At 60.4% G+C, this 24,526-nt stretch carries 21 protein-coding genes; 8 read left to right on the top strand and 13 right to left on the bottom strand.

All coding sequences use genetic code 11. From position 1 onward, the window contains the following. Nucleotides 1-71: 71 nt before the first annotated feature. Nucleotides 72-1,577, top strand: a complete 1,506-nt coding sequence (locus tag KQ940_RS04260; protein WP_217412048.1) for a fumarate hydratase — start codon at nt 72-74, stop codon at nt 1,575-1,577. Nucleotides 1,578-1,768: 191 nt separating this feature from the next. Beyond that, the gene (locus tag KQ940_RS04255) at nt 1,769-2,155 is read left to right on the top strand and encodes a c-type cytochrome (RefSeq protein WP_217412046.1); all 387 of its coding nucleotides are present in this window, start codon (nt 1,769-1,771) and stop codon (nt 2,153-2,155) included. Nucleotides 2,156-2,208: 53 nt separating this feature from the next. Here the strand turns inward: KQ940_RS04255 and KQ940_RS04250 are convergent, their stop codons facing one another. The 3 genes from KQ940_RS04250 to KQ940_RS04240 form a co-directional block, all read right to left on the bottom strand. Further along, nucleotides 2,209-3,849 (bottom strand): GGDEF domain-containing protein, encoded by a 1,641-nt coding sequence (locus KQ940_RS04250; protein ID WP_217412044.1) that lies wholly within the window; start codon nt 3,847-3,849, stop codon nt 2,209-2,211. An 8-nt stretch (nt 3,850-3,857) separates the two neighbouring features. Beyond that, on the bottom strand, nt 3,858-4,619 hold the full coding sequence (locus tag KQ940_RS04245) for a transporter substrate-binding domain-containing protein (protein ID WP_217412042.1): 762 nt from the start codon (nt 4,617-4,619) through the stop codon (nt 3,858-3,860). A gap of 104 nt (nt 4,620-4,723) precedes the next feature. Next, a complete protein-coding gene (locus KQ940_RS04240) occupies nt 4,724-4,894 on the bottom strand; it encodes a DUF1127 domain-containing protein (RefSeq protein WP_217412040.1) in 171 nt (56 codons plus the stop codon). A 168-nt stretch (nt 4,895-5,062) separates the two neighbouring features. Here KQ940_RS04240 and KQ940_RS04235 point away from each other — a divergent pair, with 168 nt between their 5' ends. From KQ940_RS04235 to KQ940_RS04225, 3 genes are all read left to right on the top strand, one after another. Beyond that, nucleotides 5,063-6,484: an aminotransferase-like domain-containing protein gene (locus tag KQ940_RS04235; RefSeq protein WP_217412038.1), complete on the top strand. Its 1,422-nt coding sequence runs from the start codon at nt 5,063-5,065 to the stop codon at nt 6,482-6,484. Between the two features lie 248 nt (nt 6,485-6,732). After that, nucleotides 6,733-7,413, top strand: a complete 681-nt coding sequence (gene mtgA, locus KQ940_RS04230; protein WP_217412036.1) for a monofunctional biosynthetic peptidoglycan transglycosylase — start codon at nt 6,733-6,735, stop codon at nt 7,411-7,413. A gap of 82 nt (nt 7,414-7,495) precedes the next feature. Next, nucleotides 7,496-9,823 carry a YgiQ family radical SAM protein gene (locus KQ940_RS04225; protein ID WP_246589706.1) on the top strand — a complete coding sequence of 776 codons (2,328 nt, stop codon included), beginning with the start codon at nt 7,496-7,498 and terminating at the stop codon, nt 9,821-9,823. Here the strand turns inward: KQ940_RS04225 and KQ940_RS04220 are convergent. Continuing rightward, nucleotides 9,820-11,796, bottom strand: a complete 1,977-nt coding sequence (locus KQ940_RS04220; protein WP_217412034.1) for a methyl-accepting chemotaxis protein — start codon at nt 11,794-11,796, stop codon at nt 9,820-9,822. The genes KQ940_RS04225 and KQ940_RS04220 overlap by 4 nt on opposite strands. Before the next feature lie 869 nt (nt 11,797-12,665). Between KQ940_RS04220 and KQ940_RS04215 the strand changes: the two genes are divergently transcribed. Beyond that, nucleotides 12,666-12,878 (top strand): cold-shock protein, encoded by a 213-nt coding sequence (locus KQ940_RS04215; protein WP_010325086.1) that lies wholly within the window; start codon nt 12,666-12,668, stop codon nt 12,876-12,878. A gap of 106 nt (nt 12,879-12,984) precedes the next feature. Here the strand turns inward: KQ940_RS04215 and KQ940_RS04210 are convergent, their stop codons facing one another. From KQ940_RS04210 to KQ940_RS04190, 5 genes are all read right to left on the bottom strand, one after another. Continuing rightward, a complete protein-coding gene (locus tag KQ940_RS04210; RefSeq protein ID WP_343222611.1) occupies nt 12,985-13,995 on the bottom strand; it encodes a CobW family GTP-binding protein in 1,011 nt (336 codons plus the stop codon). Between the two features lie 114 nt (nt 13,996-14,109). After that, nucleotides 14,110-14,433, bottom strand: a complete 324-nt coding sequence (locus KQ940_RS04205) for a hypothetical protein (protein ID WP_217412032.1) — start codon at nt 14,431-14,433, stop codon at nt 14,110-14,112. 116 nt (nt 14,434-14,549) lie between these two features. After that, nucleotides 14,550-15,287 carry an oxygen-insensitive NADPH nitroreductase gene (gene nfsA / locus KQ940_RS04200; protein WP_217412030.1) on the bottom strand — a complete coding sequence of 246 codons (738 nt, stop codon included), beginning with the start codon at nt 15,285-15,287 and terminating at the stop codon, nt 14,550-14,552. Nucleotides 15,288-15,383: 96 nt separating this feature from the next. Beyond that, nucleotides 15,384-16,274 (bottom strand): ribose-phosphate pyrophosphokinase, encoded by an 891-nt coding sequence (locus tag KQ940_RS04195; protein WP_217412028.1) that lies wholly within the window; start codon nt 16,272-16,274, stop codon nt 15,384-15,386. Continuing rightward, nucleotides 16,274-17,806, bottom strand: a complete 1,533-nt coding sequence (locus tag KQ940_RS04190) for a thymidine phosphorylase family protein (protein ID WP_217412026.1) — start codon at nt 17,804-17,806, stop codon at nt 16,274-16,276. The genes KQ940_RS04195 and KQ940_RS04190 overlap by 1 nt, the downstream gene beginning before the upstream one ends. A gap of 245 nt (nt 17,807-18,051) precedes the next feature. Between KQ940_RS04190 and KQ940_RS04185 the strand changes: the two genes are divergently transcribed. After that, nucleotides 18,052-18,945 (top strand): DnaT-like ssDNA-binding domain-containing protein, encoded by an 894-nt coding sequence (locus KQ940_RS04185; RefSeq protein WP_217412024.1) that lies wholly within the window; start codon nt 18,052-18,054, stop codon nt 18,943-18,945. Continuing rightward, nucleotides 18,863-19,684: a replication protein P gene (locus KQ940_RS04180; protein WP_246589705.1), complete on the top strand. Its 822-nt coding sequence runs from the start codon at nt 18,863-18,865 to the stop codon at nt 19,682-19,684. The genes KQ940_RS04185 and KQ940_RS04180 overlap by 83 nt, the downstream gene beginning before the upstream one ends. A gap of 13 nt (nt 19,685-19,697) precedes the next feature. Here KQ940_RS04180 and KQ940_RS04175 read toward each other — a convergent pair whose 3' ends face one another. The 4 genes from KQ940_RS04175 to KQ940_RS04160 form a co-directional block, all read right to left on the bottom strand. Beyond that, nucleotides 19,698-20,756, bottom strand: a complete 1,059-nt coding sequence (locus KQ940_RS04175) for a DUF3549 family protein (RefSeq protein ID WP_217412020.1) — start codon at nt 20,754-20,756, stop codon at nt 19,698-19,700. A gap of 66 nt (nt 20,757-20,822) precedes the next feature. After that, a complete protein-coding gene (locus KQ940_RS04170) occupies nt 20,823-22,802 on the bottom strand; it encodes a monovalent cation:proton antiporter family protein (RefSeq protein WP_217412018.1) in 1,980 nt (659 codons plus the stop codon). A gap of 32 nt (nt 22,803-22,834) precedes the next feature. Then, nucleotides 22,835-23,161: a YqcC family protein gene (locus KQ940_RS04165; protein ID WP_217412016.1), complete on the bottom strand. Its 327-nt coding sequence runs from the start codon at nt 23,159-23,161 to the stop codon at nt 22,835-22,837. Further along, a complete protein-coding gene (locus KQ940_RS04160; RefSeq protein WP_217412013.1) occupies nt 23,158-24,513 on the bottom strand; it encodes a class II 3-deoxy-7-phosphoheptulonate synthase in 1,356 nt (451 codons plus the stop codon). The genes KQ940_RS04165 and KQ940_RS04160 overlap by 4 nt, the downstream gene beginning before the upstream one ends. Between the last annotated feature and the right edge of the window lie 13 nt (nt 24,514-24,526).

The raw sequence follows: 24,526 nt of genomic DNA, 5'->3' as shown, positions 1-24,526 counted from the left end.
GTCGAAGCCCGAGCCTGCCCCCGATCCCCTAACCGGAGCCTGAAGGCCCGAGTCTGAATGGAGAGTCCCGAATGAGCGTTATTCGCCAGGATGATTTCATCAGCAGCGTTGCAGATGCGCTGCAGTTCATCTCCTACTACCACCCGATCGATTTTATCCAGGGTGTGCATGAAGCCTACTTGAAGGAGCAGAACCCGGCGGCGAAGGACGCCATGGCGCAGATCCTGATCAACTCTCGCATGTGTGCCGAAGGCCATCGTCCGATCTGCCAGGATACCGGTATCGTCACCGTGTTCCTGAAGGTGGGGATGAACGTGCAGTGGGATGCCAAAATGTCGGTGACCGATATGGTCAACGAAGGGGTGCGCCGCGCTTACCTGAATCCGGACAACGTGCTGCGTGCGTCGATCCTGGCCGATCCGGCCGGCAAGCGCCAGAACACCAAGGACAACACCCCGGCGGTGATCCACTACGAGATCGTCGAGGGCGACGAAGTCGAGGTGCATGTCGCGGCCAAGGGCGGCGGTTCCGAGAACAAGTCCAAGATGGTGATGCTGAACCCGTCCGACAGTATCGTCGACTGGATCGTCAAGACCGTGCCGACCATGGGCGCCGGCTGGTGCCCGCCGGGTATGCTCGGTATCGGGATCGGCGGGACCGCGGAGAAGGCCGCGGTGCTGGCGAAAGAGTCGCTGATGGATCCGATCGATATCCACGAACTGCGTGAGCGCGGTCCGCAGAACCGGGTCGAGGAGCTGCGTCTGGAGATCATGGATGCGGTCAACGCACTGGGCATCGGCGCTCAGGGTCTGGGCGGTCTGACCACCATCCTCGACGTCAAGATCAAGGATTACCCGACCCACGCCGCCTCGCTGCCGGTGTGCATGATCCCGAACTGTGCCGCGACCCGCCACACCCACTTCAAACTGAACGGCAACGGTCCGGCCGTGCTGACCCCGCCGAGCCTGGATGAGTGGCCGGAGGTGACCTTCGAGGTCGGCGCCAACACCCGCCGCGTCAATCTGGATGAGATCACCCCGGAAGCGGTCAAGGAGTGGAAGGTAGGCGAGACCATCCTGCTCAACGGCAAGATGCTGACCGGCCGCGATGCCGCGCACAAGCGCATGGTCGAGATGCTGAATAACGGTGAACAGCTGCCGGTGGATCTGAAGGGTCGCTTCATCTACTACGTGGGTCCGGTCGATCCGGTGCGTGACGAAGTGGTCGGTCCGGCTGGCCCCACCACCTCCACTCGCATGGACAAGTTCACCCGCCAGATCCTGGAAAGCACAGGGCTGCTGGGCATGATCGGCAAGTCCGAGCGCGGCCCGATCGCCATCGACGCGATCAAGGATAACCAGGCAGTTTACCTGATGGCGGTGGGCGGAGCTGCGTATCTGGTATCCAAGGCGATCACCCACGCTGATGTGCTGGCGTTCCCGGAGCTGGGCATGGAAGCGATCTACGAGTTCGAGGTCAAGGATATGCCGGTCACCGTCGCCGTCGATACCAGCGGTGAGTCGGTGCATACCACTGGCCCTGCCAAGTGGAAGGATATCATCGCGCACAGCGCCTGATCCCTGCTCCCGCTGCTACATCCAAAACCCCGGTTCGCCGGGGTTTTGCACGCTTGGCAAGCCCAATCGCTCCGTCTCGACTTGATCTATATCAACCTGCCCCGGCAAACAGTACTGAAGTACTAAGGTGCTCATGCTGCACTGCGGAATATAGTTGACCTATCCGTTAATAACTTTCCGAGGTATAGCTCATGAACAGTCGATGGATAGCAGCCGTTTCATTGGGTGCGTTGATCGCGTCGCCGCTCGCGTTGGCCGACGACAGCGAGCAGGACGCGATGGTGGCGGCCGGTCGGGCGGTGTTCCACCAGTGTGAAGCCTGTCACACACTGGATTCGGCGAAGAACGGGTTCGGGCCAGATCTGCACGGCGTCGTCGGTCGTGAGGCGGGTTCGGTGCCGCGCTTTGCCTACTCCGATGCGTTGAAAAACTCGGGCCTGACCTGGACCGAGGACAATCTGCGCAAATGGGTTGTGGATAACGAAGGGTTGGTACCGGGGACTCGCATGCGTCACGTGTCGGTATCCGACCCGGTCGAGCAGGATTACCTGATTGCGTTTCTGAAGTCGCTCAACTGATCAAGCCCATAGGGTGAGGGGACAAGGAATGGCCCCTCGCTTCTTAGTCGGGCTCAGCATTCGCCGCACAGCTGAATACCGGGGGTGTTGGTGACTGTTACAACCCGGTTGCGGCCTTGCTGCTTGGCACGATAGAGCGCGGCGTCAGCCTCGCGCAACAGCGCTTCCGGACTGGATAATCGGGCGTTCTGCAGGTGGATCAACCCCGCGCTGGTGGAGAGGTGCACTGTGGCCCCGCCTTCGCTGTGCAGCTCGAGATTGGTGCAGTCGCTGCGTACCTGTTCGGCAATGCGCTGGGCAACCTCCAGGCCAACCTCGGGCAGAATCAGCACAAACTCCTCGCCGCCGTAGCGTGCGGATACCTCTCCCGAGCGTTGGCTATATTGTTTCAACAACTGGGCAAACGCCTGCAGACACTGGTCACCGAACAGGTGGCCATGTTCGTCGTTGATCTGCTTGAAATGATCAAGGTCGAACAGTATCAGGCAGAGGGCGTGGCCATGTCGGCAAGCGCGGTCGTACTCGCTCTGCAGCGCACGGTCGAAACGCAGACGATTGCCGAGGCCAGTCAGACCGTCGATCTGCGACAACTGGCGCAGCTCGGCGTTGGTGCTGTGTAGCTCCAGTGTCATCTCGGCATAGCGTTGCACGCTCTGGGCGATGGCGTTGAGCTCGGAAAACAGCGTTCTTGCGGGTTTCTTCGACAGCGGCTCCCCCCGACTGACCTGTTCAAGGGCATGGGTTGCCTGCAGGATCGGTCTCAGTACGAGGAGATGGAACCCGATCAGCAGGCCGCCGACCATCAATGCAAACAGTGACAGTAGCAGAAAAGTGTAGCTGCGAACCTGGCGCGCATCCTTTTCGACACGCTCGGCAAGCTGCTGGGTCTTGAGGGCCGCATCGCTGTTGAGCATGCCCGATAGCTGCTGTTGCGCCGAGAGGGCTTGGGCGTGGATGGCGTTGGATTCGGCGATCAGTGTCTGCATCTGTTCGAGTATGATCAGTTGCTGCAGCAGCAGGCCGCGATAGCGAAGAATGGTATCGCCCTGGAGGGGCAATTGCGCAGAGAGTTTAGACAGGGCCGGATCGACCTTTCGGAGTTCATGCGCCAGTTGACCCCAGTTCGAGTTGTGTATCGAAGTGGAGGCAGTGGCGGTCGAGAGGCGTATGAGTTCGTGGTTCAGCTTGTAGAGTTCGGCTGCCGCGAAGGCATCGATGTTAGTGAGGGGTTCTATCTGCTCGGATATCTGTCGTTCCATCTGCGCAATGTCGCCGAGCGTCCGCTGAATCTGCTGTTGCTGCGCTCGTATCTTGAGCAGCGCCAGAATCGACGTCATCACCCTGTCCGCCTGCTCCTTGATCGCTGGATCCGCTTCAAACGCAAAGCTGTGTACCAGTACCTGTGCTTGAAGCCGGGTTGAACGGGAGACCGCGGGATCTTCGGTCCAGAAGAGGGTGTTGATGTAGCTGTGCAGCAGCTCCGCCCGCTCGCCGTTGTGGCGCCAGCGGTTGATCTGCGGTAGCTGCTCTTCACTGGTTTGCCGTGCCTTCTCCACTATGCCGTCAAGCAGCGGCATGGAGATCCATACGGTCAGGCCGAGAAGGAGCAGCAGCGTCAGCACGGCCAACTGCATGGTTCTGGCGAGACTGAACCGAGCTATACGGTGCGCCGCGCCACTCCTCTTCGGCCGCATGTCGTGCCTCAGTAGATGCTGAATGGGAAATATTTGCGATTGATGCGGTCGTAGATGCCGTTCAGTCGCAGCTTTTCCAGCGCCATGTTGAGAGCACGGCGCAGTTCGTTGTCACCCTTGCCGACTGCGATGTGAGCCTTGCTCTGCAGATCCGGGGAGGAGATCGGCTCACCGACAAAGTCAAATCCCTCCGCCTCGGGACGTTGCAGGAGATCGAGCAGGTTGGTGGTATCGGACAGCATCAGGTCGACCTGGCCATCCAGTAGCATCTGAAAGGCCTGCGGCAGGTTGTCGGTCAGCAGAATATGGCTGTCGGGGTAGTGTTGGGCCAGGAAGTCGGCCTGGATGGTATCGCGTCCGGCAGCCAGCGTCTTGCCCGCCAGATCTTCGGGGGAGGTGTCTTTGATGTCGGCGCGGCCCGCGAATATCGAGTGGGATCGGTAGTAGTAGTCGGTGAAGTCCACCCGTTTTGCACGCTCCTCGGTGTTGGCCATGCTGGCGACGATCATGTCGTACTCGCCCGCTTCCAGTCTGTCGAGCAACTCGGTCCAGAGCACGGCTTCCACTTCGCAGTCGCGTGCCAGTACTTCGCATAGGGCGTAGGCGATATCAACATCGAAGCCCGTCAGTTCTCCTGAGTCGTTGACGTAGCTGAATGGAGGGTAGGTGCCCTCGGTAGCGATCCTGAGTTTATCGGCGACTGCCGGGTTTGCGAGCCACAGGCTTAGCGTAAACAGTGGAACTATGACAGGCAGCCAACGCTTCGACATCTCCCGACTCCGATGAGGTTATTGATTTTGATGGTCAATTTTAAACCTGTATCGGGCGGAAGTCTTTTTTATTGAGTGGTGATTGTTGACTATCGCACTTTACCTCAGGGCTGCCAGAAATGTTTGCGTCCTTCGCGATGGGCGTCGACCAGTGACAGCCCCATATCCTTGAGCATATGGTTTTCCAGTTGGAGTAGTCGGCGGCGCTGGGCCTGACGCTGCTTCAGGTAGCGATAGTGCCGGTAGAGCCGGCGCAGGCTATTCAATATCGACATGGCGTTCTCCTTGAGATGATCAGGGTTGAAACAACAGAGTAAGGAGAAAGTATTTAGGTATACAGATTCAGATTTATGATATTTTAGATGTACAGATGGGTGGTTTTTAAAGCTGTATTTGTCGACCAATTGGTATCTGTACTGTTTTTTTATTGCTTGGATCTAGATATGAAACTGTATGAAGAGCTGGCGGAGTATCTGCAACGGTCTATTGAGCAGGGGTTATATGCCGGCGGTGACCGCATGCCCTCCATCCGTACGCTGGTCCGTGAGCACGGTGTCAGTGTGACCACAGTGCAGGAGGCATACCGCCAGCTTGAAGATGCTGGACTCGTCGAGTCCAGACCCAAATCGGGCTATTTTGCCCGAGTGCGCTGTTCGGCTCCGGATCTGCCGCGGGTTGGTCGGCCTGTGCGACGCCCGGTCGAGGTGTCCAAATGGGAGGATGTACTCCATATGCTGGGCGCTGAAACGCCTTCCAAGGTATTTTCCCTCGGTCATGCCATGCCCGACTTTACCGGTCCGACACTCAAGCCTTTGTTGAAACTTTGGTCAATGCAGGCGCGCCGCAGCGATATGCGTGGCCTGGAGTACGACAGCCTGAAGGGGACCGAAGAACTGCGTACTCAGGTGGCCAGGCTGGGCAACCACTCTGGCTGTCAGCTGGATCCTGATGAACTGATTATCACCACCGGCTGCCAGGAAGCGCTGTTCTGTGCACTTCGTGCGGTGACGGAGCCGGGCGATGTGGTGGCGGTGGATTCACCCTGTTTCTACGGCGCGATGCAGGCGATCAAGGCGAATGATCTCAGGGTGATGGAGATTCCCACCCACGCCGAAACCGGTCTCAGTTTGGAAGCGCTGGAGCTGGCGCTGGAGCAGTGGCCGATCAAGGCGGTGGTGGTGACGCCGACCTGCAACAATCCCCTTGGCTATACCATGCCGGAATCGCGTAAGCGGGCACTCTTGTTGCTGGCGCAGCGTTTCGATATCGCCATCATCGAAGATGATATCTATGGCGATCTTTCCTATGCATGGCCGAGGCCGCGCACGATCAAAGCCTTTGATGCCGATGGCCGGGTGCTGCTGTGCAGTTCCTTCTCGAAAACCCTGGCACCAGGACTGAGGTTGGGCTGGATCGCGCCGGGACGCTATCGCAGCGAGGTGATACATAACAAGTTCGTCTCCACGGCGGCATCCAGTACCCTGTCGCAACTGGCTGTGGCGCAGTTTATCGCCGAAGGAGGGTATGAGCGTCATCTGCGCAAGATGAGGGCACAGTATCAGCGTAACCGCGACCTGATGGTGAATTGGCTGGAGCAACACTTCCCGGCGGGGATGCGTATCAGTTATCCACAGGGCGGCTATCTGCTCTGGCTTGAGTTCGGTCAGGAGGTTGATTGTGTCGAACTCAATCGCGAGCTGAGCGACAAGCTGTTTCGCATCGCCCCTGGGGTTCTGTTTTCCGCCTCGGGCAAGTATCGCAACTGTATGCGGCTTAACTTTATCAATGGGCTGGATGGACAGACCGAAGAGGCGTTGCTGACGTTGGCGGCAATGATCGAACAGCGTTATGCCAAGGAGGGTTGACGTGACAGCCGGGATTATCTGCTTAAGCGTCTTTACCAATACGCCGCTAGTGGAAGCAATATGAATAAACTGATTGGCGGCATCGGACCGAAGCCCGGTAAAATGCCGCGCAGGCGGCTGAGGGGACATTTGAGGTTAAGAAAAGCATCTGGGCCAGGCGCCGGTGCGGATTAGGGTAGAGGTTAGATTTGACGTTAGGGTTAAAAAGCAGAAATGCGCGCAAGAAGCGGAGAGGGTTCTTTGCACGATTGCGGGCATGGTGCCTCTGGCTACTGCTGGGCGGGTTTGGCGCTCTGCTGTCGCTACTGCTGATTCTGCGCTTCGTTGATCCGCCGATATGGAGTTGGCAGTTGCACCGCTTACTGAACCCGCCAGAGGGATATCCCGCCGAGGTTCGGCATCAGTGGCGGGCACTGGATAAAATACCGCGCTCGGTGCAGCTTGCCGTCATTGCGTCCGAGGATCAGCGTTTTCCGCTTCACGCCGGTGTCGATACCCGGGCGATCAGTCAGGCGCTGGAGGATGCCATGGCGGGGGATCGCTTGCGTGGCGCCAGCACCCTGACCCAGCAGACCGCGAAAAACCTGCTGCTCTGGCCGGGGCGAGACTGGCTGCGCAAGGGGTTGGAATTGCCATTGGCGCTGCTGCTGGAGCTGATGTGGGGGAAGGAGCGTATCCTCGAGGTATACCTCAACATCGTCGAGTTCGGCCCCGGTGTGTACGGGGTGGCGGCAGCAAGTGAGTACTGGTTCAAGCGACCGTTATCGCAGCTGACGCCCTCGCAAGCCGCGCGTCTGGCGGCGATTTTGCCCAACCCCTGGCAGTACCGCGCCGAACCGCCCGGTCGTTACGTGCTCGAGCGCAGCCACTGGATAGAGCGACAGATGATGCAGCTGGGCGTAGCCTGGCTGTCGCCCTTGCGCCAATGAATAACCCAGCGGTAAGGTCGGAAGTTGCTGGCCTCTGAGGTATACTGCGTCCAGCCCTCCGCTATTTAACCGGTTAATCCCTATGCAGACCCCGTTACCCATTCAGCAGCTCGCTTCCATGCCGGCTGGACAATCACCCGCTCCGTTCCTGCCCATGTCGCGCAAGGAGATGGATGTTTTGGGTTGGGATGCCTGCGATATCATCATCGTCACCGGCGATGCCTATGTGGACCACCCGTCGTTCGGCATGGCGATCATCGGCCGCCTGCTGGAGGCCCAGGGCTTTCGGGTCGGCATCATCGCCCAGCCCGACTGGCACAGCGCCGATGGCTTCCGTGCCCTGGGCAGGCCCCGGCTGTTTTTCGGCGTTGCCGCCGGCAACATGGACTCGATGATCAACCGCTACACGGCGGACCGTAAAAAGCGCTCGGACGATGCCTATACTCCGGGCGGCTTGGCGGGCAAACGCCCCGATCGCGCAAGCCTGGTGTACAGTCAGCGCTGTCGGGAAGCGTACCGGGAGGTGCCGATCGTACTGGGTGGTATCGAGGCCTCGCTGCGTCGCATCGCCCACTACGACTACTGGCAGGACAAGGTTCGGCGCTCGATCCTGCTCGATGCCAGGGCGGATCTACTGCTCTATGGCAATGCCGAACGTGCCGTGGTTGAGTTGTCCCACCGGCTGGCCTCTGGCGAACCAATCGATCAGATCACCGATATTCGCGGTACCGCGTTTGTGCGTCGCGATACCCCGGAGGGGTGGATGGAGATCGACTCCACCCGCATCGACCGTCCCGGCAAGGTCGACAAGATCATCAACCCCTACGTCAACACCCGCGATCTGGCCGCCTGTGAGCTCGAGCGCGAGAGTGCAGGCGAGCCCCAGATTGAAGATGAAGTACAGATTCTGCATATCGAGCCCGGTCCGCGACAGCGGCTGGACCGCAGTCGTACCGTGATCCGTATCCCGTCGTACGAGAAGGTGAGCCGGGATCCGGTGCTCTACGCCCATGCCAGCCGGGTGCTGCATCTGGAAACCAATCCGGGCAACGCCCGCGCGCTGGTGCAGCTGCACGGCGATCAGGAGGTCTGGCTTAACCCGCCGCCGATTCCGCTGAGCATGGAGGAGATGGACTACGTCTTCGACCTGCCCTATGCCCGGGTGCCGCACCCGGCCTATGGCAAGCAGGAGATTCCGGCATACAAGATGATCCGTTTCTCGGTCAACATCATGCGCGGCTGTTTCGGCGGCTGTACCTTCTGCTCGATCACCGAGCACGAGGGGAGGATCATCCAGAACCGTTCCCAGGACTCGATCATTCGCGAGATCGAGGAGATTCGGGACAAGGTGCCGGGCTTTACCGGCGTTATCTCCGATCTGGGCGGGCCGACCGCGAACATGTACCGGTTGGCGTGTAAAAGCCGGGAGATCGAGGCGGCTTGCCGCAAGCCCTCCTGCGTCTATCCCGGTATCTGTCATAACCTGAATACCGACCATGCCGCGTTGACCCGGCTCTATCGTGAAGCGCGCAAACTCAAGGGGGTGAAAAAGATACTGATCGCCTCGGGGTTGCGTTACGACCTGGCGGTGGAGGATCCGGAGTACGTGCGTGAACTGGTCACGCACCATGTCGGCGGTTATCTGAAGATTGCACCGGAACACACCGAGCGCGGGCCGCTGGACAAGATGATGAAGCCGGGCATCGGTACCTATGACGCGTTCAAGAAGATGTTCGAGCGCTTCTCGGCGGAAGCGGGCAAGGATCAGTTCCTGATTCCCTACTTTATTGCCGCCCATCCCGGCACCACCGACGAAGATATGATGAACCTGGCGCTCTGGCTCAAGCGCAATGGCTTCAAGGCGGACCAGGTGCAGGCGTTCTATCCCTCGCCGATGGCGACGGCGACGGCGATGTACCACAGTGGTCGCAACCCCTTGCGTCGACTCAGCTACAAGAAGAGTACGGAGCGGGTGGAAACGGTCAAGGGTGAGCGCCAGCGGCGTCTGCACAAGGCGTTCCTGCGTTGGCACGATCCGGACAACTGGCCGCTGCTGCGTGAGGCGCTGAAGGAGATGGGGCGGGCGGATCTGATCGGGTCGGGTGAGCATCAACTGATCCCGGAGCATCAGCCGACTGAGGGTTATGTAGCGCCGCGACGCAAGAATTCACAGAGCTCCTCCCGTGCCGGCAAGGGTAAGCTGCTGACCCAGCATACCGGGTTGCCGCCGCGTGAAACAGCCGAGCCGAGGCAGCACAAGGGGCGTAAGCCGCCTGCTAAGGGCGGGTCGGTATCCGGTAAGTCTCAGGCAGGTCGGTCTGACATGGGCAAGGGCGGTCCCGCTCCTCGCGCTGGCGGCAAGGGGCGGCAACCGGGCAAGGCATCCGCGCGCAAAGCGCGGCGGGTTTAAACGCGAAAGCGGCTGATCAGCTGCTCGAGCTGTTCGGCCATTGCGGCTTGCTGTTCGGCTTGGAGACTCAGGTCCCGCGCGTGCTGGCTGATCGTCTCGGCGCTGTCATCGATGGTCGCGATGCTGCGGCCGATATCGTTCATGGCCGCCGACTCTTCCTCTGCGGCGGCCGCTATCTGGGTCGATAGCGAGGTGATGTTGTCCACGGCGTTTACAATGTTGTCCAGCGCCTCGCTGACATCCCGGATCTGTTCGGTGGTCGATGCCATGTCGCGCCGGTTCTCCTCCATCAAACGGCTGGCATCCTCGGTCTGTGCCTGCAGGCCCTTGATGATCTCCTCGATCTGCGCCGTGGACGCATGAGTCTTCTGGGCCAGGGTACGCACCTCATCCGCCACAACCGAGAAACCGCGGCCCTGCTCGCCGGCCCGCGCGGCCTCTATCGCCGCGTTCAGGGCCAGCAGGTTGGTCTGTTCGGAGATGGCGTTAATCACGTCGATCACCTGGGAGATGGTGTCGCTGCTGCCGCGTAGCTCGGCGGTAATGTCGCTGACACGGGCGATATCCTCGCCCAGTTGCTGAATCGCGCCGAAGGCTGATTTCATTCGGTTATGTCCGACCGCGGCAAGCTCATTTGCCGAACGAGCCACATCGGATGCGTTGGAGGTGCTGTCCGCGACATCGGCAATGGCGGTTGAAACCTCTTCGATGGCCGCGGCAACCTGCACCGTTTCGGCACTCTGTACCTTAAGACTGTTTTCGGTCTGCTGGACGGTCTGACGGGTATTGCGCGCTTCCTGGCTAAGCAGCCTGCTGGCATCGGTCACTTCACGGATAGCAGAGGCAAACCCCTCCAATGTGTGGTTCAGCGCCAGGGCCACATCGCCCAGCTCATCGGATGATAGCGGTTCTGCACGCACGCTGAGGTCGTGGTCGTTGCGGACTTTGCCCATGGTGAGGCTGAGTGAGCGAACCTGACGGTTGACCGTATGACAGATGCGCAGGGACAAGCCGCCGACCAGGGTCAGTGCACTGATCAGCATGGCGAGCTCAATCCACATATGGAGTTGGGCTGTACCGAGGTCGATTTTTGCCTGCTCTACCAGTGCGGTGCCGATGCTGTCCTCCATCTCCGTCATCAGGTCGATGCGTGCCGTGGCGCGCTCGAACCACTCGGTAGCACTGATGCCGAAACCGCCCTGGTCGGCTTTTTCTACGGCGATGGAGCGACGTTCTTCGACCTCCGCGAATGCTGTCTGCTGGCTCAGTGTCCGCCACTGTTGCTTCAATGCAGGGGGCGCAGTTACATCGAACTGAGACAGGTAGGTGTTCTGCTCCGATACCAGGGTCAGAAAGCGGGCGAACATGCCAGGCGCGAACTGGTCGGCGGCAAACGTATTGCTCAGCACTGCCCGCTCGATACCGGCGCGTTCCTTGGCCTGAAGAAAAGCGAAAAAGGCGCTGGCGGTACGGCTCAAATCGGCGCTGGTACTGATGTTCGACAGCTCCCCGGCAATGGAGAGCAGCTCCTTGTTGAGTCCGGTGTAGTACCCCAGGGCACCTTTGAGCTCGATTGAGCGGGCGTCGGCGTCGCGCCGGATCGTCGATAGCTGGCGCAGCTGGTCGTCGATCTTTTTCAGTGTTGCATCGATCTTGGGCTCCCTGTTTTCCAGTAACAAGCGGTAATCCCGCCAGCGCTTCAGCGCTTGATCGGTCAACCGACGTTGGCTGTTGAGCTTGTCGGCGAAGGCCTGGTCGCCGGAGCCGAGCCAGCCACTGGTGGTACCACGCTCTTTTTGCAGTTCATGTACCAGGGCACTGTTATAGGTCGCCAGCTGTGCGAAGTGCTCAAGTCGCTCCAGGGACCTGCTGGTGCTCATGTCGCTTATCGACAGTGATACCAGCAGCAGGGTCAGGAGAATCAGGGGTAAGAGCGCGAGTGTAAGAATCTTGTGTGCGAATTTGAGTTTCATCCGTTCACTCCTGTATACCGTTATCGAGCTCCTGCGGAGGAGCGGATACTCGGATCCTGTGATAACCCGCAAAGACTGGTGGGTTCTTTGAAAGGCAAGTATTGCACAGCTAGGGCGCAACCGGGCAGGACTATGTTGTATCAAGCGGGAGAGTGTAGGCTGAAAGAGCAGGGCGATTAAATAGTAAAAAGGGCGCATATCCTCGGCAATGGCCATTGTAATTGGTTTGAACTGGAGTATTATGCGGGAAAGGTTGTCCTCCGGTTGGCAGCTTATAAACGCATAGATAGCGTGTTTAGAGGCGATTCCGTCAGGGTCGGTTTTAGAAACCTGGCCAAGCGGATAGGATGCGAAAAACCGGACCCGCCAGCGGGTAAGCTGGTTCGGAGTTTCATTTAGTTTGATGCTACAAATTTTTCGCGGGTTTTTGACCGCAAAGCTTCATAAATTGCCGGTACGATCCAATAGTCAGGGACCGACGGCCTTTGAAGTGACTGCCAACTCTCCTCTCTCGGCCATTCTGGCCGCCGTTCTCCGTTTGACACAAACGTTCCCGGTTTCTGTGCGAGCCCTCGCTTGTCAGATTCAGGGTTGCTGGCGTTTGTCCGGGGAGCAGGGGATGAGCGTCCGGGCAGAGTGAGCCAGGGCCCGATGCAGCGCTGGGGCGCTGCATCAACAGTGTTCAGCGCCGCGGGTAATTCTGCGCGCGGTTGCCGGAACGGCGAGGTTTGACTCGGGTAGTCGATCAACGCCAAGCAGGATTCGGGGTTGCCCGGACTTGTTATAAACCAGGTCGGAATACAGGATTTCGATCGGACTGAAGTCGCCAGCCTGAGGCTGGCATGAAAGAAAAAAGAAAGAGGCAAAACATGTCACAGCTCGTAACCGGCACCGTTAAATGGTTCAACGATGAGAAAGGCTTCGGCTTCATCCAGCAGGAAAACGGTCCTGACGTATTCGTTCACTTCCGTGCAATCAACGGCACTGGCCGTCGTACTCTGCACGAAAACCAGCAGGTTACTTTCGAAGTAACCCAGGGCCAGAAAGGTCCTCAGGCTGAGAACGTAACGGTCGTTGCGTAAGTAACGCCGTATACGGAGGAGCGGGCACCAGGTGTCCGCCCCTCGCACTTCCACCTGGCATCCTATGCCTCCGGTTCGCGTTTGTGGCTCGAACGCCAAGCGCTCCTCAGCTTTTCAAGCAGTTCTGCAGTTTAAGGCTTAGCTCCTCCATATCCAGTGGTTGTGTGGACAGCAGTTCTATACGCGAGTCCCGGCGCCAGGCCAGCTGTGTCACCGAACGATCTTTCAGCATTCTGTTGTACCCGATCCAGCCGTGCCCGATACGGATGGCCGCTTTTATACGCAGGCTATCCTGCTGGTGATCCAGAAACTCCAGCACCCGTGCCGAGTCGAAACAGTCATCGGCGTGAAATAGCCAGCTTTGGCTGTGAAATCCCCCCATCTCACCCTTGAACTGCACCGGCTGTCCCGGCGCCGAGGCCGGTTCTTGGGCCTCTTGTTCCATCATCGTGGTGGAGGTATTCGGGCGCAGGAGTGGGCGGGCCCCGGTTGTCGGAGTACTGCGAACGCTATCGAGCAGCCCAGTATCGAGCTCACCCATACGGGTTGTCAGCACCTGTTGCTTGGGCGGGAACATGTTGTGTGACAGGGTTAGTGCCTCGTTTAGCTGTTCAGGCGAACACAGATCGGCTTTGTTCAGCACCAGGATGTCGGCGAGATTGATCTGATCGCCGAACACCGGATTCGCCAAAATCTCCGGTTGTTCCAGTACCCGGGGGTCGATCAGGCAGATCATCGAGCGCAGATCGATCACGCCGGCGAAATCGGGGCCGAGCAGCAGGTCGACGATGCCCAGCGGGTGGCCGAGACCTGTGGGTTCGATAATCAGCCGGTCGGGGCGTGCGCTGCGCAACAGTCGGGTGAGCACCACTCGCAGCTGCGGGCCGCGAGCGCAGCAGAGGCAGCCGCCCGGTATCTCCTGGATCTGAACCCTGTCGTCGTTGTCGATCAGCGATTGGTCGACGCCGATCTGGCCGAACTCGTTGACCAGCACCGCCCAGCGCTCGCTAGCCGGTTTATGGCTCAGCAGGTGGTTGATGGCGGTGGTTTTTCCGGCACCGAGAAAGCCGGTAATGATATTGGTCGGAACCGATTTGATGATATTGATAGCAACCACCTCTGGAGCATAAGACTGACGAGGAGGTGAATTGTCCTGCGCCGTTGGTGGAACAGCAAGAGGCAGGGGTGCGCCTGTGGTCGGCAGGCGCCTTGCGTGGTCAGCTCAATCTTGTCAGGCGCACTCTTGTTCGAACCGGCGCTTGGCTTCCAGGTAGCGCGGGGTCGGCCCGATATCCTCATACACGGGTTCATCGTCCTCAACCCGGATGACGCGGGTGCCGGCGCGGTAGGGCATTTTCTCCTCTACCTCCGCCAGGACCTGATGCAGCAGGCAGGCGGTGACCTCGTCAACACTGAGGCCGTAGACCTCGGCCAGGGCTTTCAGGCGGACCAGATCCTCGTGGTCGATTTTGAAACTGACGGAGCGCTCGTTGGCGACGCGACGTGAGCGACTTTCGAGCTCGGTGAGCAGGGAGTTGATGTGTCGTTCAGGCATGATGTTCACATCTCTCGGCTGATTACTGGGTTACATTTCCAGCATAGTCGAGAGTTGATGCCCTGCCTATAGCGGGAGCCGCAATCGATCGGATCGTGGACCCCTATCGCCGGTGATCACTTTTTCAGGAAGCCACGGGACTGCAAAAACGCCAGCATATGTGGGCGAGCCTCCTTCACCAGCATGCCCGATATCTGTTCGCTCCAGCTCATCTCCTTGCTGCCACCGGTCCGCGTTCGGTAGTACTCGAGTACCTGCTCATCGTAGCGGGCGATGGCGCCGTGATCCTGGCTGTCGTCGTAGCGATCCCTCTTCAATACCACATCCAGGGGCAGTCTGGGCTTGAGCTCGGGATCCTGCGCCGGGAAGCCCAGACAGAGTCCGAATACCGGGTAGACCAGTTCGGGCAGCTCAAGCAGATTCGATACGTGCTCGATCTGGTTGCGCAGTCCGCCGATGTAGACCAGGCCCAAACCGAGCGATTCGGCGGCGATGGCCACATTCTGGGCGAACAGGGCGCAGTCGAGCGAGGCGGTCAGAAACTGCTCGGTATAGCCGGACTGCATATCCGCGCCGTGCATCTGGCAGGCGAGCTGATGGCGGCGCATATCGGCGCAGAACACCAGGAAACGCGGTGCTGTGGCCACATACATCTGATTGCCGGCGCATTCGGCCAGCTGGGTGCGCAGATCCTGGTCGTCCACCTGAATCACGGTGCACGCCTGGATAAAGCTGGAGGTGGCGGCGCATTGGCCCGCCTCGACCAGTGCGTTGACTGTCTCCTGGTCGATGGGGTCCGGACGGAACTTGCGGATGGAACGGTGCTGCTTGAGCAGTTCGATAACGGCATTCATCGAATAGTAGATCCTGTGTTCTGCGGGTAATCGATCGGGTTCCAATAATGCCCGTTTACGCAGGCAGCGACCAGTCAATCGCTTATCCATGGAGGATCAGGGCTCGCTATCGAGCAGCGCGCTCATCGCCCCAGCAAGTGCCGAGGAGAGGCTGATGGCATTGCTTGAGTGACGCACCGCCTCGCAGGTAACCACGTCCGCCGTCGCCTGCAAGCGCTGCCAGGCGTCACCGGCAAATAGCCCATGTACGGCGATGACGGTCGCCCTTGGCATACCCAGCTCAGCTAGATGTTCCAGTGTCTCCAGCATGGTGCGACCGCTGGAGATGATATCGTCGACCAATACCGGGGTGTGCTGTTGCCAACGCTCCACCTCGGGCAGGGAAACGCTGACGTCATAATCGCCATGCCGCTCCTTGCTCAAGACCTGGAAAGGTGCTCCCGCCAGCGCTGCTACCTCCGACACCCACTGTTCACTCTCGCTGTCGGGTCCGATCAGCAGCGGTTGCTCGATATGCTGCTTGATCCATTGGGCGATCATCGGGGCGGCGTGTACCACGCGACTCCTGAGCGTATAGATCTCATCGAGCGAGGTATACCGGTGCAGGTGGGGATCGGTGGTCACCAAAAGATCGAACGCGCCCGAGATCAGCTTGGCAAAGGGGCGTGAGCTGATACATTCGCCCGGTTGGAAACGCTTGTCCTGGCGCATATAGGGCAGGTAGGGGGTGATCAGCCCGATGCGGCGTGCGCCGAGATCGCGCAGGGTGTCGGCCAGGAACAGCAGGCGGACCAGTTTGGTGTCGGGCTGATACAGGTTGCACAGCACCACGCAGTCGCGCGAGGCGACATCGCTGTGGACACGCAGATAACTCTCGCCATCGGGGAAGTGGCGCTGCTCCAGCTCGCCCGCTTCTGCCTCCAGTGCGCTGCGCAGGCGCGAGGATAGATCGGGATCGGAGTCCAGGTTGAACAGTATGGGGGGCATCAGGCGCTCTCCTTGCCGTTGCAGCTCAGGGTCAGGACCAGTTTATGGTCGGTCAGGTAGTCGACGGCATAGTTGAGCTCGCCGGCGTTTTCGGCGTGGATGGTCAGCAGTGGCTGGTACTGCTCCACCCGGTCGCCGATCTTGACGTGGAGTTCGATACCCGCAGCCGGGTCGGCGGGGGCGCCGGCCAGTTTGGCGATCTTGGCCAGTTGGCGGTTATCCACACCCAGTACTTCGCAGGCGTGCGGCGCTACCAGCGCGTAGCGATAAGGGGCAACCGGTGGATTCTTCAGCCCGCCCTGAGCTTCACAGATGCGGCGGAACCTGTCCCAGGCTTCGCCGGAGTCGATCACCGCCTGGGCGCGGCTCTGGCCTCGACCGGGCTCCTCGATGCCGATCATCTCCAGCATGGCGCCGGCGATCAGTGTCGAGCGCTGCATCAGATCGGCCGGTGCATCGGACCTGTTTTTCAGCACCGCCAGGATATCCCGCGCCTCCAGTGCCGGGCCGATCCCGCGCCCGACCGGCTGGCTGCCGTCGGTGAGCAGTACCTCGAGCTTCAACCCCAGGTTGGCGCCCACGGTCTTGAAGCTGCGCGAGAGTTTCTCCGCCGCCTCCTGGCTGCGTACCTTGGCCGTGGGCCCCACAGGAATGTCGATCAGCACGTGGGTCGCGCCGGCTGCCAGCTTTTTCGACAGCACGGAGGCGATCAGCTGGCCTTCGCTGTCGATATCCAGCGCCCGCTCCACCTGGATCAGCAGGTCATCCGCCGGGCTCAGGCGCACCGAGCCGCCCCAGGCCAGACAGCCGTTTTCCCGGTTGACCACGTCGCGCATCTGCTCCAGCGTCAGGCTGACGTCGGTCAGGGTCTCCATGGTGTCGGCGGTTCCGGCCGGTGAGGTGATCGCGCGTGAGGAGGTCTTGGGGACGACCAGTCCGCAGGCGGTCAGAATCGATACCACGATGGGGGTCGTGCGGTTGCCGGGCAGCCCGCCGACACAGTGCTTGTCGAGCACCTGTTCCAGGCCCCAGTCGATACGGCTGCCGGCCTTGACCATCGCCTCGGTGAGTGCGGTGATCTCGTGATCGCTGAGCGCATCGTCGCCGCAGGCGGTGATGAACGCGGCCAGGTGCACATCGGCGTAGCGCCCCTCAACGATGTCGTTGATGATGCTCTGCAGCTGCAGCTCATCCAGCTCATGTCCATACACCTTGGCGCGCACGTAGGAGAGTGACTGTACCGGTCGTGGGTGGGAGAGCCAGATCTCGGCGTTGGGTTTGAGCTCGAGCCGCTGCCAGGCGGATTCCGAAAAGCCGGCCTGGTCCGGTTCGAGCAGGTCGGAGCAGACGATGTTCAGCGAGGCGATGATATGCCGGTCCTGACAGTTAACAGTGATTCGAGACAGGCTTTCGAAACCTTCTGAGCGGCAGACCGGGCTGTCCTCGCGCAGGTACAGCGTGGGTTCGTGGTGGGTGTTGATTCCGAGACGGCGGGCTTTAAGGGGCGCCATCTTCTCCGGCGTGAAACTCATCGCGGACAGATCCTCGGCCGTGGTTTTATTTTCTCTGATAGTAACCCAAAGGATGCCCGGCGAGTATGAGCTGATGCTGACACAGTCTTGGACTCCCTGAGCGGACCTTGGGCTGTTAGAATGTCGATCTTCCGTTGTCTGGTTTCCACCCGCTCCTTATCGATATCGGTGCCGGTGCGTTAGTATTGAAAGTGATAGTGTCGAAAGACAAGATCCAAACCTGTCGAAAGAGAGCCTTTGCGCGCATGAGCTTCACCTTCCCGGAAAAACCGATGCTGATCTATCCCTCGCTGGCGTGCCGCATCGGGGTGGAGCCGGCGTTGCTGCTCGGCCTCTATCACGAGGCGCTGGAGCGCAGCGGCATGACCGATGAGCGGGGGCGGTCGGAGCTGCTGTTGGCACGGGCACAGTGGTTGGCGCTGGCGCCATTCTGGGATGAGGCGCGTCTGCGTGAGCTGTCCGAGGTGCTGGTCGATCAGCGGCTGATCGAGATTACCTGGGGCAGCGCCGGTAACCTGCGTTTGTGCATGCCGGTGAAAGCGGCTGCGGTAAAGGCGGCATCAACTCCGTTGCCTGAAACACCAGCTCAGCAGAACGGTGCACCCGCTGAGCCGGTGCGCCGTCTACCGGTGGTCGATGAACCGCCACCGGCACCGCGTCCGGTTCGTCAGGCAAATTTGGCTCAGCGTCGCGGCCCGGCACCAACCTTCGGCGGCAGCATCGGCTGGCGCCGGCACAAGGATGAGCTGGAGGAGATTTTTGAGCAGGCGGAGCAGCGTAACCAGAAGTTGCAGGCGATGTTCATCGGCTGGCAGCCCTCCGAGCTGTTCCAGCAGATGCTGCCGCGCTATGCGATCCCGGCGGACTTTGCCGACGGTTGTATCGACGAGTTTGTGCTCTATTTCCTCGACAAGGATCGCAAGGAGAGCAACTGGGATCAGAAATTCCTCGCCTGGGTCAAGCGCGAGTGGGTCAAGAAACAGACACAGGATGCACGCGATAAGCGCTATCAGCAGGAGCGTGAATCTTCAGTAATGACAGGGGGGGCGCCGAGCCATGAAAACACCCGACCAGATTCTCGCGAAAAGCGCAAACGGGTTACCGCAGCCATCATGGACATCAAGGACACCGACTGGTAACCACTCATCCGAGCCCAAGTCTCAACCCCAGGCTATCCCGGTCGAGACCAAGGCGCTGGTCAATATGATCTTCGCCCGTTTTATGGCGATCTACGGTCACAAGTTTAAAAGCTGCTTCGAAACCGAGGATGAGATCCGTATCGCCAAACGGGAGTGGGCGCTGAGCCTGCGCGGTTACGGCGAGGGTGAGCTGGTGGCGGCGGTCAACCGCTGCAAGGAGACCCTGGCCTGGATGCCGACCATCTCCGAGTTTCTGGCGATCCTGCGCGATATCGGCGGTGATTTCGGTCTGCCCTCCGTTCGGGATGCCTATATCGAAGCCTGCATGCATGCCGAGCATCCGCTCCGACACCGCTGGAGCCATCCGGCGGTCTACCTGGCCGGGCGCAATACCGGCTGGTTCGAGCTGCGCAGCGAGGATGAAGCCGACGTTCTGCCCCGCTTCCGCTACCAGTACGAGGTGCTCTGTCGACGGGTGCGTGAGGGTGAGGAGCTGGAGCTGCCGGTGGTGCCGGCGATAGAAAACAAGCAGGACAGCACGGTGGCCCGCTATATGCTCGCGTTCGCTGAGGAGCAAGGCCTGGAGCCGGAGTTCGCCTGCTCGCTACTCTATTATCTGACGCTGCCCAAGGGTAGCGCCACCCGGGCGCGAATGAAGCAGCAGGCCCAGGCCCAGCTCGATGCGAAAGGGTTGCAGATCGAGCTGCCTGATCAGGCGGGCCCTATTGTCGGTCGATAACGCCGGCAACGGCTCAGTGAGTACCGAACGACTGGCCGAACATCTCGCCAATTGCTTTGGATAAGAGTTCGCTGCGGGCGGGGTTGCGAAATGCCTGCATAATCAGGGCGCGCAGTGCAGGCATGAACATCAGGTCCGCCAGTACCCGGCTGAACCCCGCTTGGCCCGCCTTGCCGGCCGCCAACTGCTCCAGGAAGGTCCGCAAAACCTCGGGGTCCTGCAGCGCCAGGTGGCAGCGGCTGGCGATGGCGACGATCACCTCCGGCTCCAGAGCGTGGGTCGACTGCAGCACGTTCAGCACCTGCTGTTGTTTGAAGCTTTCATCCTCGATATTGGACAGTCCGCGGATCAGTGCGGCCACCAGCAGCGGATCGGTGTCCGTCGTCGCCAGCAATCGATCAAGGCGGGCGGCCAGTGCATTGCGTACCGCCAGCGGCGGGGTCGTATGCTCCAGCAGCGTGGCTATCGACGCCAGCGCCGGTAGCGGGACTTCCGGTATCCTCTTGGCCAGCGCGCTGGCATTGCGCTTGTCGTCGAGACGTACCACCAGATCCGCCAGCCCCTGCAGGGCGAGATCGGTCCAGCGCTCCAGCGGCAGTTCGCCGTTGACGTACTCCTGCACGGTTTCGAAATAACCCGATGGCCGGGCGCCGGTCGCCTGCGCGGCCAGGGCATGGAAGATCGCCATCTTCTCCTGATCCGGTTTGAAGGCAAAGGGGTTGTCCTTCAGGGCATCCTCCTCCAGCCCGCCCTGTTGGGCGTTGACGGCGTTTTGTAGCAGGCGATGGACCAGATCGTCCCGTGCTGCCTGCACCAGGTAGCCCTGCTCATCCAGCGGCAGTTTCAGAAACCAGATCGTGTTCTGCTCCCGCAGTTTGGGGTTCCAGATCAGCACCCCAAGCCATGCGTGGTGGAGGAAGGGCAGAGGGTAGGGGGTGCGGGCCTGCTCGATGCGCTCGAAGGCGTCAGCGCTCAGCTTGCCGACCCTGCGGCCCATGTCGAACAGGCGAAAGGCGGCACCGGCTTCGCGCAGGACCTGGATCAGGGTGGGTTGCGGGGGGCTGGTGCTCATCGTCTCTCCTGCGGATTTTGATCGAGTGGTGGCGCGCTGAAAGGGGGACATTCTACCAGCCCGGGCTCAACCGCTGAACAGCCGCTCCTCATCCGCTTCCACCTGGCTCGGCTCGCCCGCCAGGATCAGAATGTCGCCGGTTTCCAGTATCTCTTCGGGCGGTGGCGAGCCGAGCTCGATATCGCCGCGGCGCAGGCTAACCACCTCGGTTTTCAACGCCAGACTGCCCAGCGTACGGCCGCTGGCGTAGCAGTCCCCGGTCAGGGTTACCGGGTGGCGCAGCTCGTTTGGGGTGCCGCTGTCGGTCACCTTGCGCGAGCGCTGGCCATGCAGAAAGCCGTGCAGCATCTGGTAGCGCTGGGAGCGCACCGCGTCGATGCGTGAGCGGATCTCATCTGATGGCACCTCAAGCAGGGTCAGGATGTGGGAGACCAGCATCAGGCTGCCTTCGAGTGCTTCGGGCACCACTTCGGTGGCGCCGGCGTTTTGGTATAGCTCCAGCTTGCTGTCGTCCTGGGTCCGCACCAGTACCGGCAGATCGGGGTAGTTGCGCTTGATCTGTTTCAGTGCTGCCATGCTTTCGGTGTGATCGGGCACGGTCAGGATCAGCAGACGGGCTCGGTCGGCACCGATCGCCTTGAGGATGTCGCCGCGGCGGGCATCGCCATAATACATCGGCTCTCCGGCCTGGGCAGCCTCGTGGGTACGGAAGGGGTCGGAGTCGATGGCGATGTACGGGATGCCGATCGGGCGCAGGAAACGTGCCACGATCTGGCCTACACGCCCGAAGCCGCAGATGATGACATGATTCTCGACATGGGCGGTGGCGTTGTTCAACTCCTCCAGGGTTGGCGGTGTAAAGTCGCTCGAGGGAGCGTTCTGCGGCTGTTTCAACAGCTTCGCGGAGATACTGCCGTTGAAGTGGATCAGCGTAGGGGTCAGGATCATGCTCAGTATGATGGTCGAGGTGATCATGGCGTTGAGTTCGCTGTCGATCATCGCATGGCTCAGGCCCAGTGCCAGTAGTGCGAAGCCGAACTCCCCGCCCTGGGACAGGCAGAGTCCGGCGCGCAGAGCGCTGCGCGAGTCACGATTCAAGCGACCGGTGACCAGCGCGATGATGGCTGCTTTCAGCAGCATCAGGCCGAGCGTGAGCAGGATGACCCAGTACCAGTTGTCGATCAGCGTCTGCAGGTTCAGCTGCATACCGACGGTGACGAAAAACAGACCTAGCAGCACATCTCGGAACGGACGGATATCCGCTTCCAGCTGATGCTTGTAATGGCTCTCGCCCAGCATCATGCCGGCGAGGAAACCGCCCAGCGCCATGGAAAGTCCGGCCGCGTGGGTCAACCAGGCCGCCGCCAGCGCGGTGACCAGTGCCATCAGCACGAACATCTCGTCGGAGCGTGAGCGCGCGATCTCGTTAAACAGTGCGGGCAGGATGGTACGCCCCAGCACCATCAGTAACAGCAGCAGACCGGCCCCCTGAAGCAGGGAGAGCAGCAGGGTGTTGGTGTCGATCTCGCCACCGTCGCTGCCCAGAACCGGAACGATGATGAGGAAGAACACTGCGGCCAGATCCTGAAACAGCAGAATGCCGAACGACAGCTGTCCGTGGGGGGCGGCCAGCTGGTTCAGGCGCAGCAGCTCGCGGGTCACGATGGCGGTGGAGGAGAGGGCCAGAGCGCCGGCGATGACGATGGCGCTGCGAAACTCTATCCCCAGGCCGATCGATATCAGGATCAGGATTGTGGTGGTGAGTATCACCTGAAGCGAACCGAGCCCAAATACCAGCTTGCGCATAGCGATCATGCGCGGCAGCGAGAACTCCAATCCCAGCATGAACAGCAGGAATACCACGCCGAGCTCCGACATCAGCGTCATCTGCTGCGGGTCGGTCACCTGCAGAGCATAGGGGCCGAGCAGGGAGCCGATGCTTAAATAGGCGAGAATCGGTGGCAGGTTGAAGCGCCGAAACACTGTGGTCGCAACGACAGCGCCCACCAGAATCATCAGCAGCTGTTCAAAAAGATGGTGTTCCATTCAGGCTTTCCATAACGACTGTACAGTCGGTTTCAGGTGGCGTCTGTCACCGCCTGATCTAGTTGTACAAGCAGTTCGAGCAGGTGCTCCGTATTCTCCTCCATCGCCTTGAACACCTCCTCGGCCATGGGGGCGACCGCACAGCTCTCCGGCAGTGGCAGCTGCGCGAGTACCAGATGCTGCAAGCGTGGCAGCAGTAGCCACTGAATCCACTTATGGAACTCCAGAGTGTCGATACAGAACGGCTGCTGGCTCATCAATGACTGGGCGTCGGGCATGGTCTGAGACCAGAGGTCGAGCGCGCGCATCTCGCGCTCGATCTCCATCAGCAGGGGCAGGATCTGTTGTGCCGGTGTCACCTTTGCCTCCGGGCGATCTTCAGCGTGTCCGCGATCATGAACGCCAGCTCCAGCGACTGGTCGGCATTAAGTCGAGGGTCGCAGAAGGTGTCATACCGGTCGGCGAGACCCTCCTCGGTGATCTTATAGGCGCCGCCGATACACTCAGTGACGTCGTTGCCGGTCATCTCGAAGTGGACGCCGCCGGCATAGGTACCCTCGGCCTGGTGGACCTCGAAGAAGCCCTGCATCTCGTGCAGGATGGCGTTGACGTTACGTGTCTTGTAACCGTTGGATGCCTTGATGGTGTTGCCATGCATCGGATCTGAGCTCCAGACCACGCTGGATCCCATCTGCTGCACGGAACGGACCAGTGGCGGTAGCTTTTCCAGGATCTTGTCGGCGCCCATACGCGCGATCAGCGTGATACGGCCAGGCTCGTTGTGCGGGTTGAGGATCTCGAGCAGGCGGCGCAGGTCGTCGGCATCGGTACTGGGGCCTACCTTGATGCCGATCGGGTTCTTCACCCCGCGCAGGAACTCGACGTGAGCGTGATCCGGCTGCCGGGTGCGATCCCCGATCCAGAGCATATGGGCCGAGCAGTCGTACCAGTCTCCGGTCAGACTGTCGCGGCGGGTCAGTGCCTCCTCGAAGTTCAGCAGCAGCGCCTCGTGCGAGGTGAAGAATGCGGTCTCCTTGAGCTGCGGCGTGTTCTCCGCGTTCAGCCCGCAAGCCTCCATAAATGCCAGGGTCTGGTCGATCTGCGCAGCCAGGTGCTCATATTTTTCGTGCTGCGGCGTCTGGGAGACAAAGCCGAGGTTCCACTTGTGTACCTGGTGCAGGTCGGCGAAGCCGCCGCCGGCGAATGCGCGGAGCAGGTTCAGCGTTGCCGAAGACTGGTGGTAAGCGGAGAGCAGGCGCTGAGGATCCGGTGTGCGCGCTTCCGCCGTGAACGCGATATCGTTGATGATATCGCCGCGATAGCTGGGCAGCTCGACACCGTCGATGGTTTCGGTACCGGACGAGCGAGGCTTGGCAAACTGTCCGGCGATGCGGCCGATCTTGACCACCGGGCAACTGCCGGCAAAGGTCAGCACAATCGCCATCTGCAGCAACAACTGGAAGGTGTTTTTGATCTTGTTGGCGTTGAACTCGGCAAAGCTTTCGGCGCAGTCGCCGCCCTGCAGCAGGAAGCCTTCACCGCGGCTGACCGCCGCCAGCTCATCCTTCAGCGAGCGGATCTCGCCGGCAAACACCAGCGGCGGGTATTTGCCCAGTATCTCTTCGGTGGCTGTCAGGGCGTTCAGGTCCGGGTATACCGGCTGTTGAACGATCGGTTTTGCCCGCCAGCTGCGGGGGCTCCAGTTAGGCATAGTGGGGTGTCCG

Source organism: Marinobacterium ramblicola, assembly GCF_019084545.1.
Lineage (GTDB): Bacteria > Pseudomonadota > Gammaproteobacteria > Pseudomonadales > Balneatricaceae > Marinobacterium_D > Marinobacterium_D ramblicola.
This window is presented reverse-complemented; position numbering and strand designations above follow the sequence as displayed.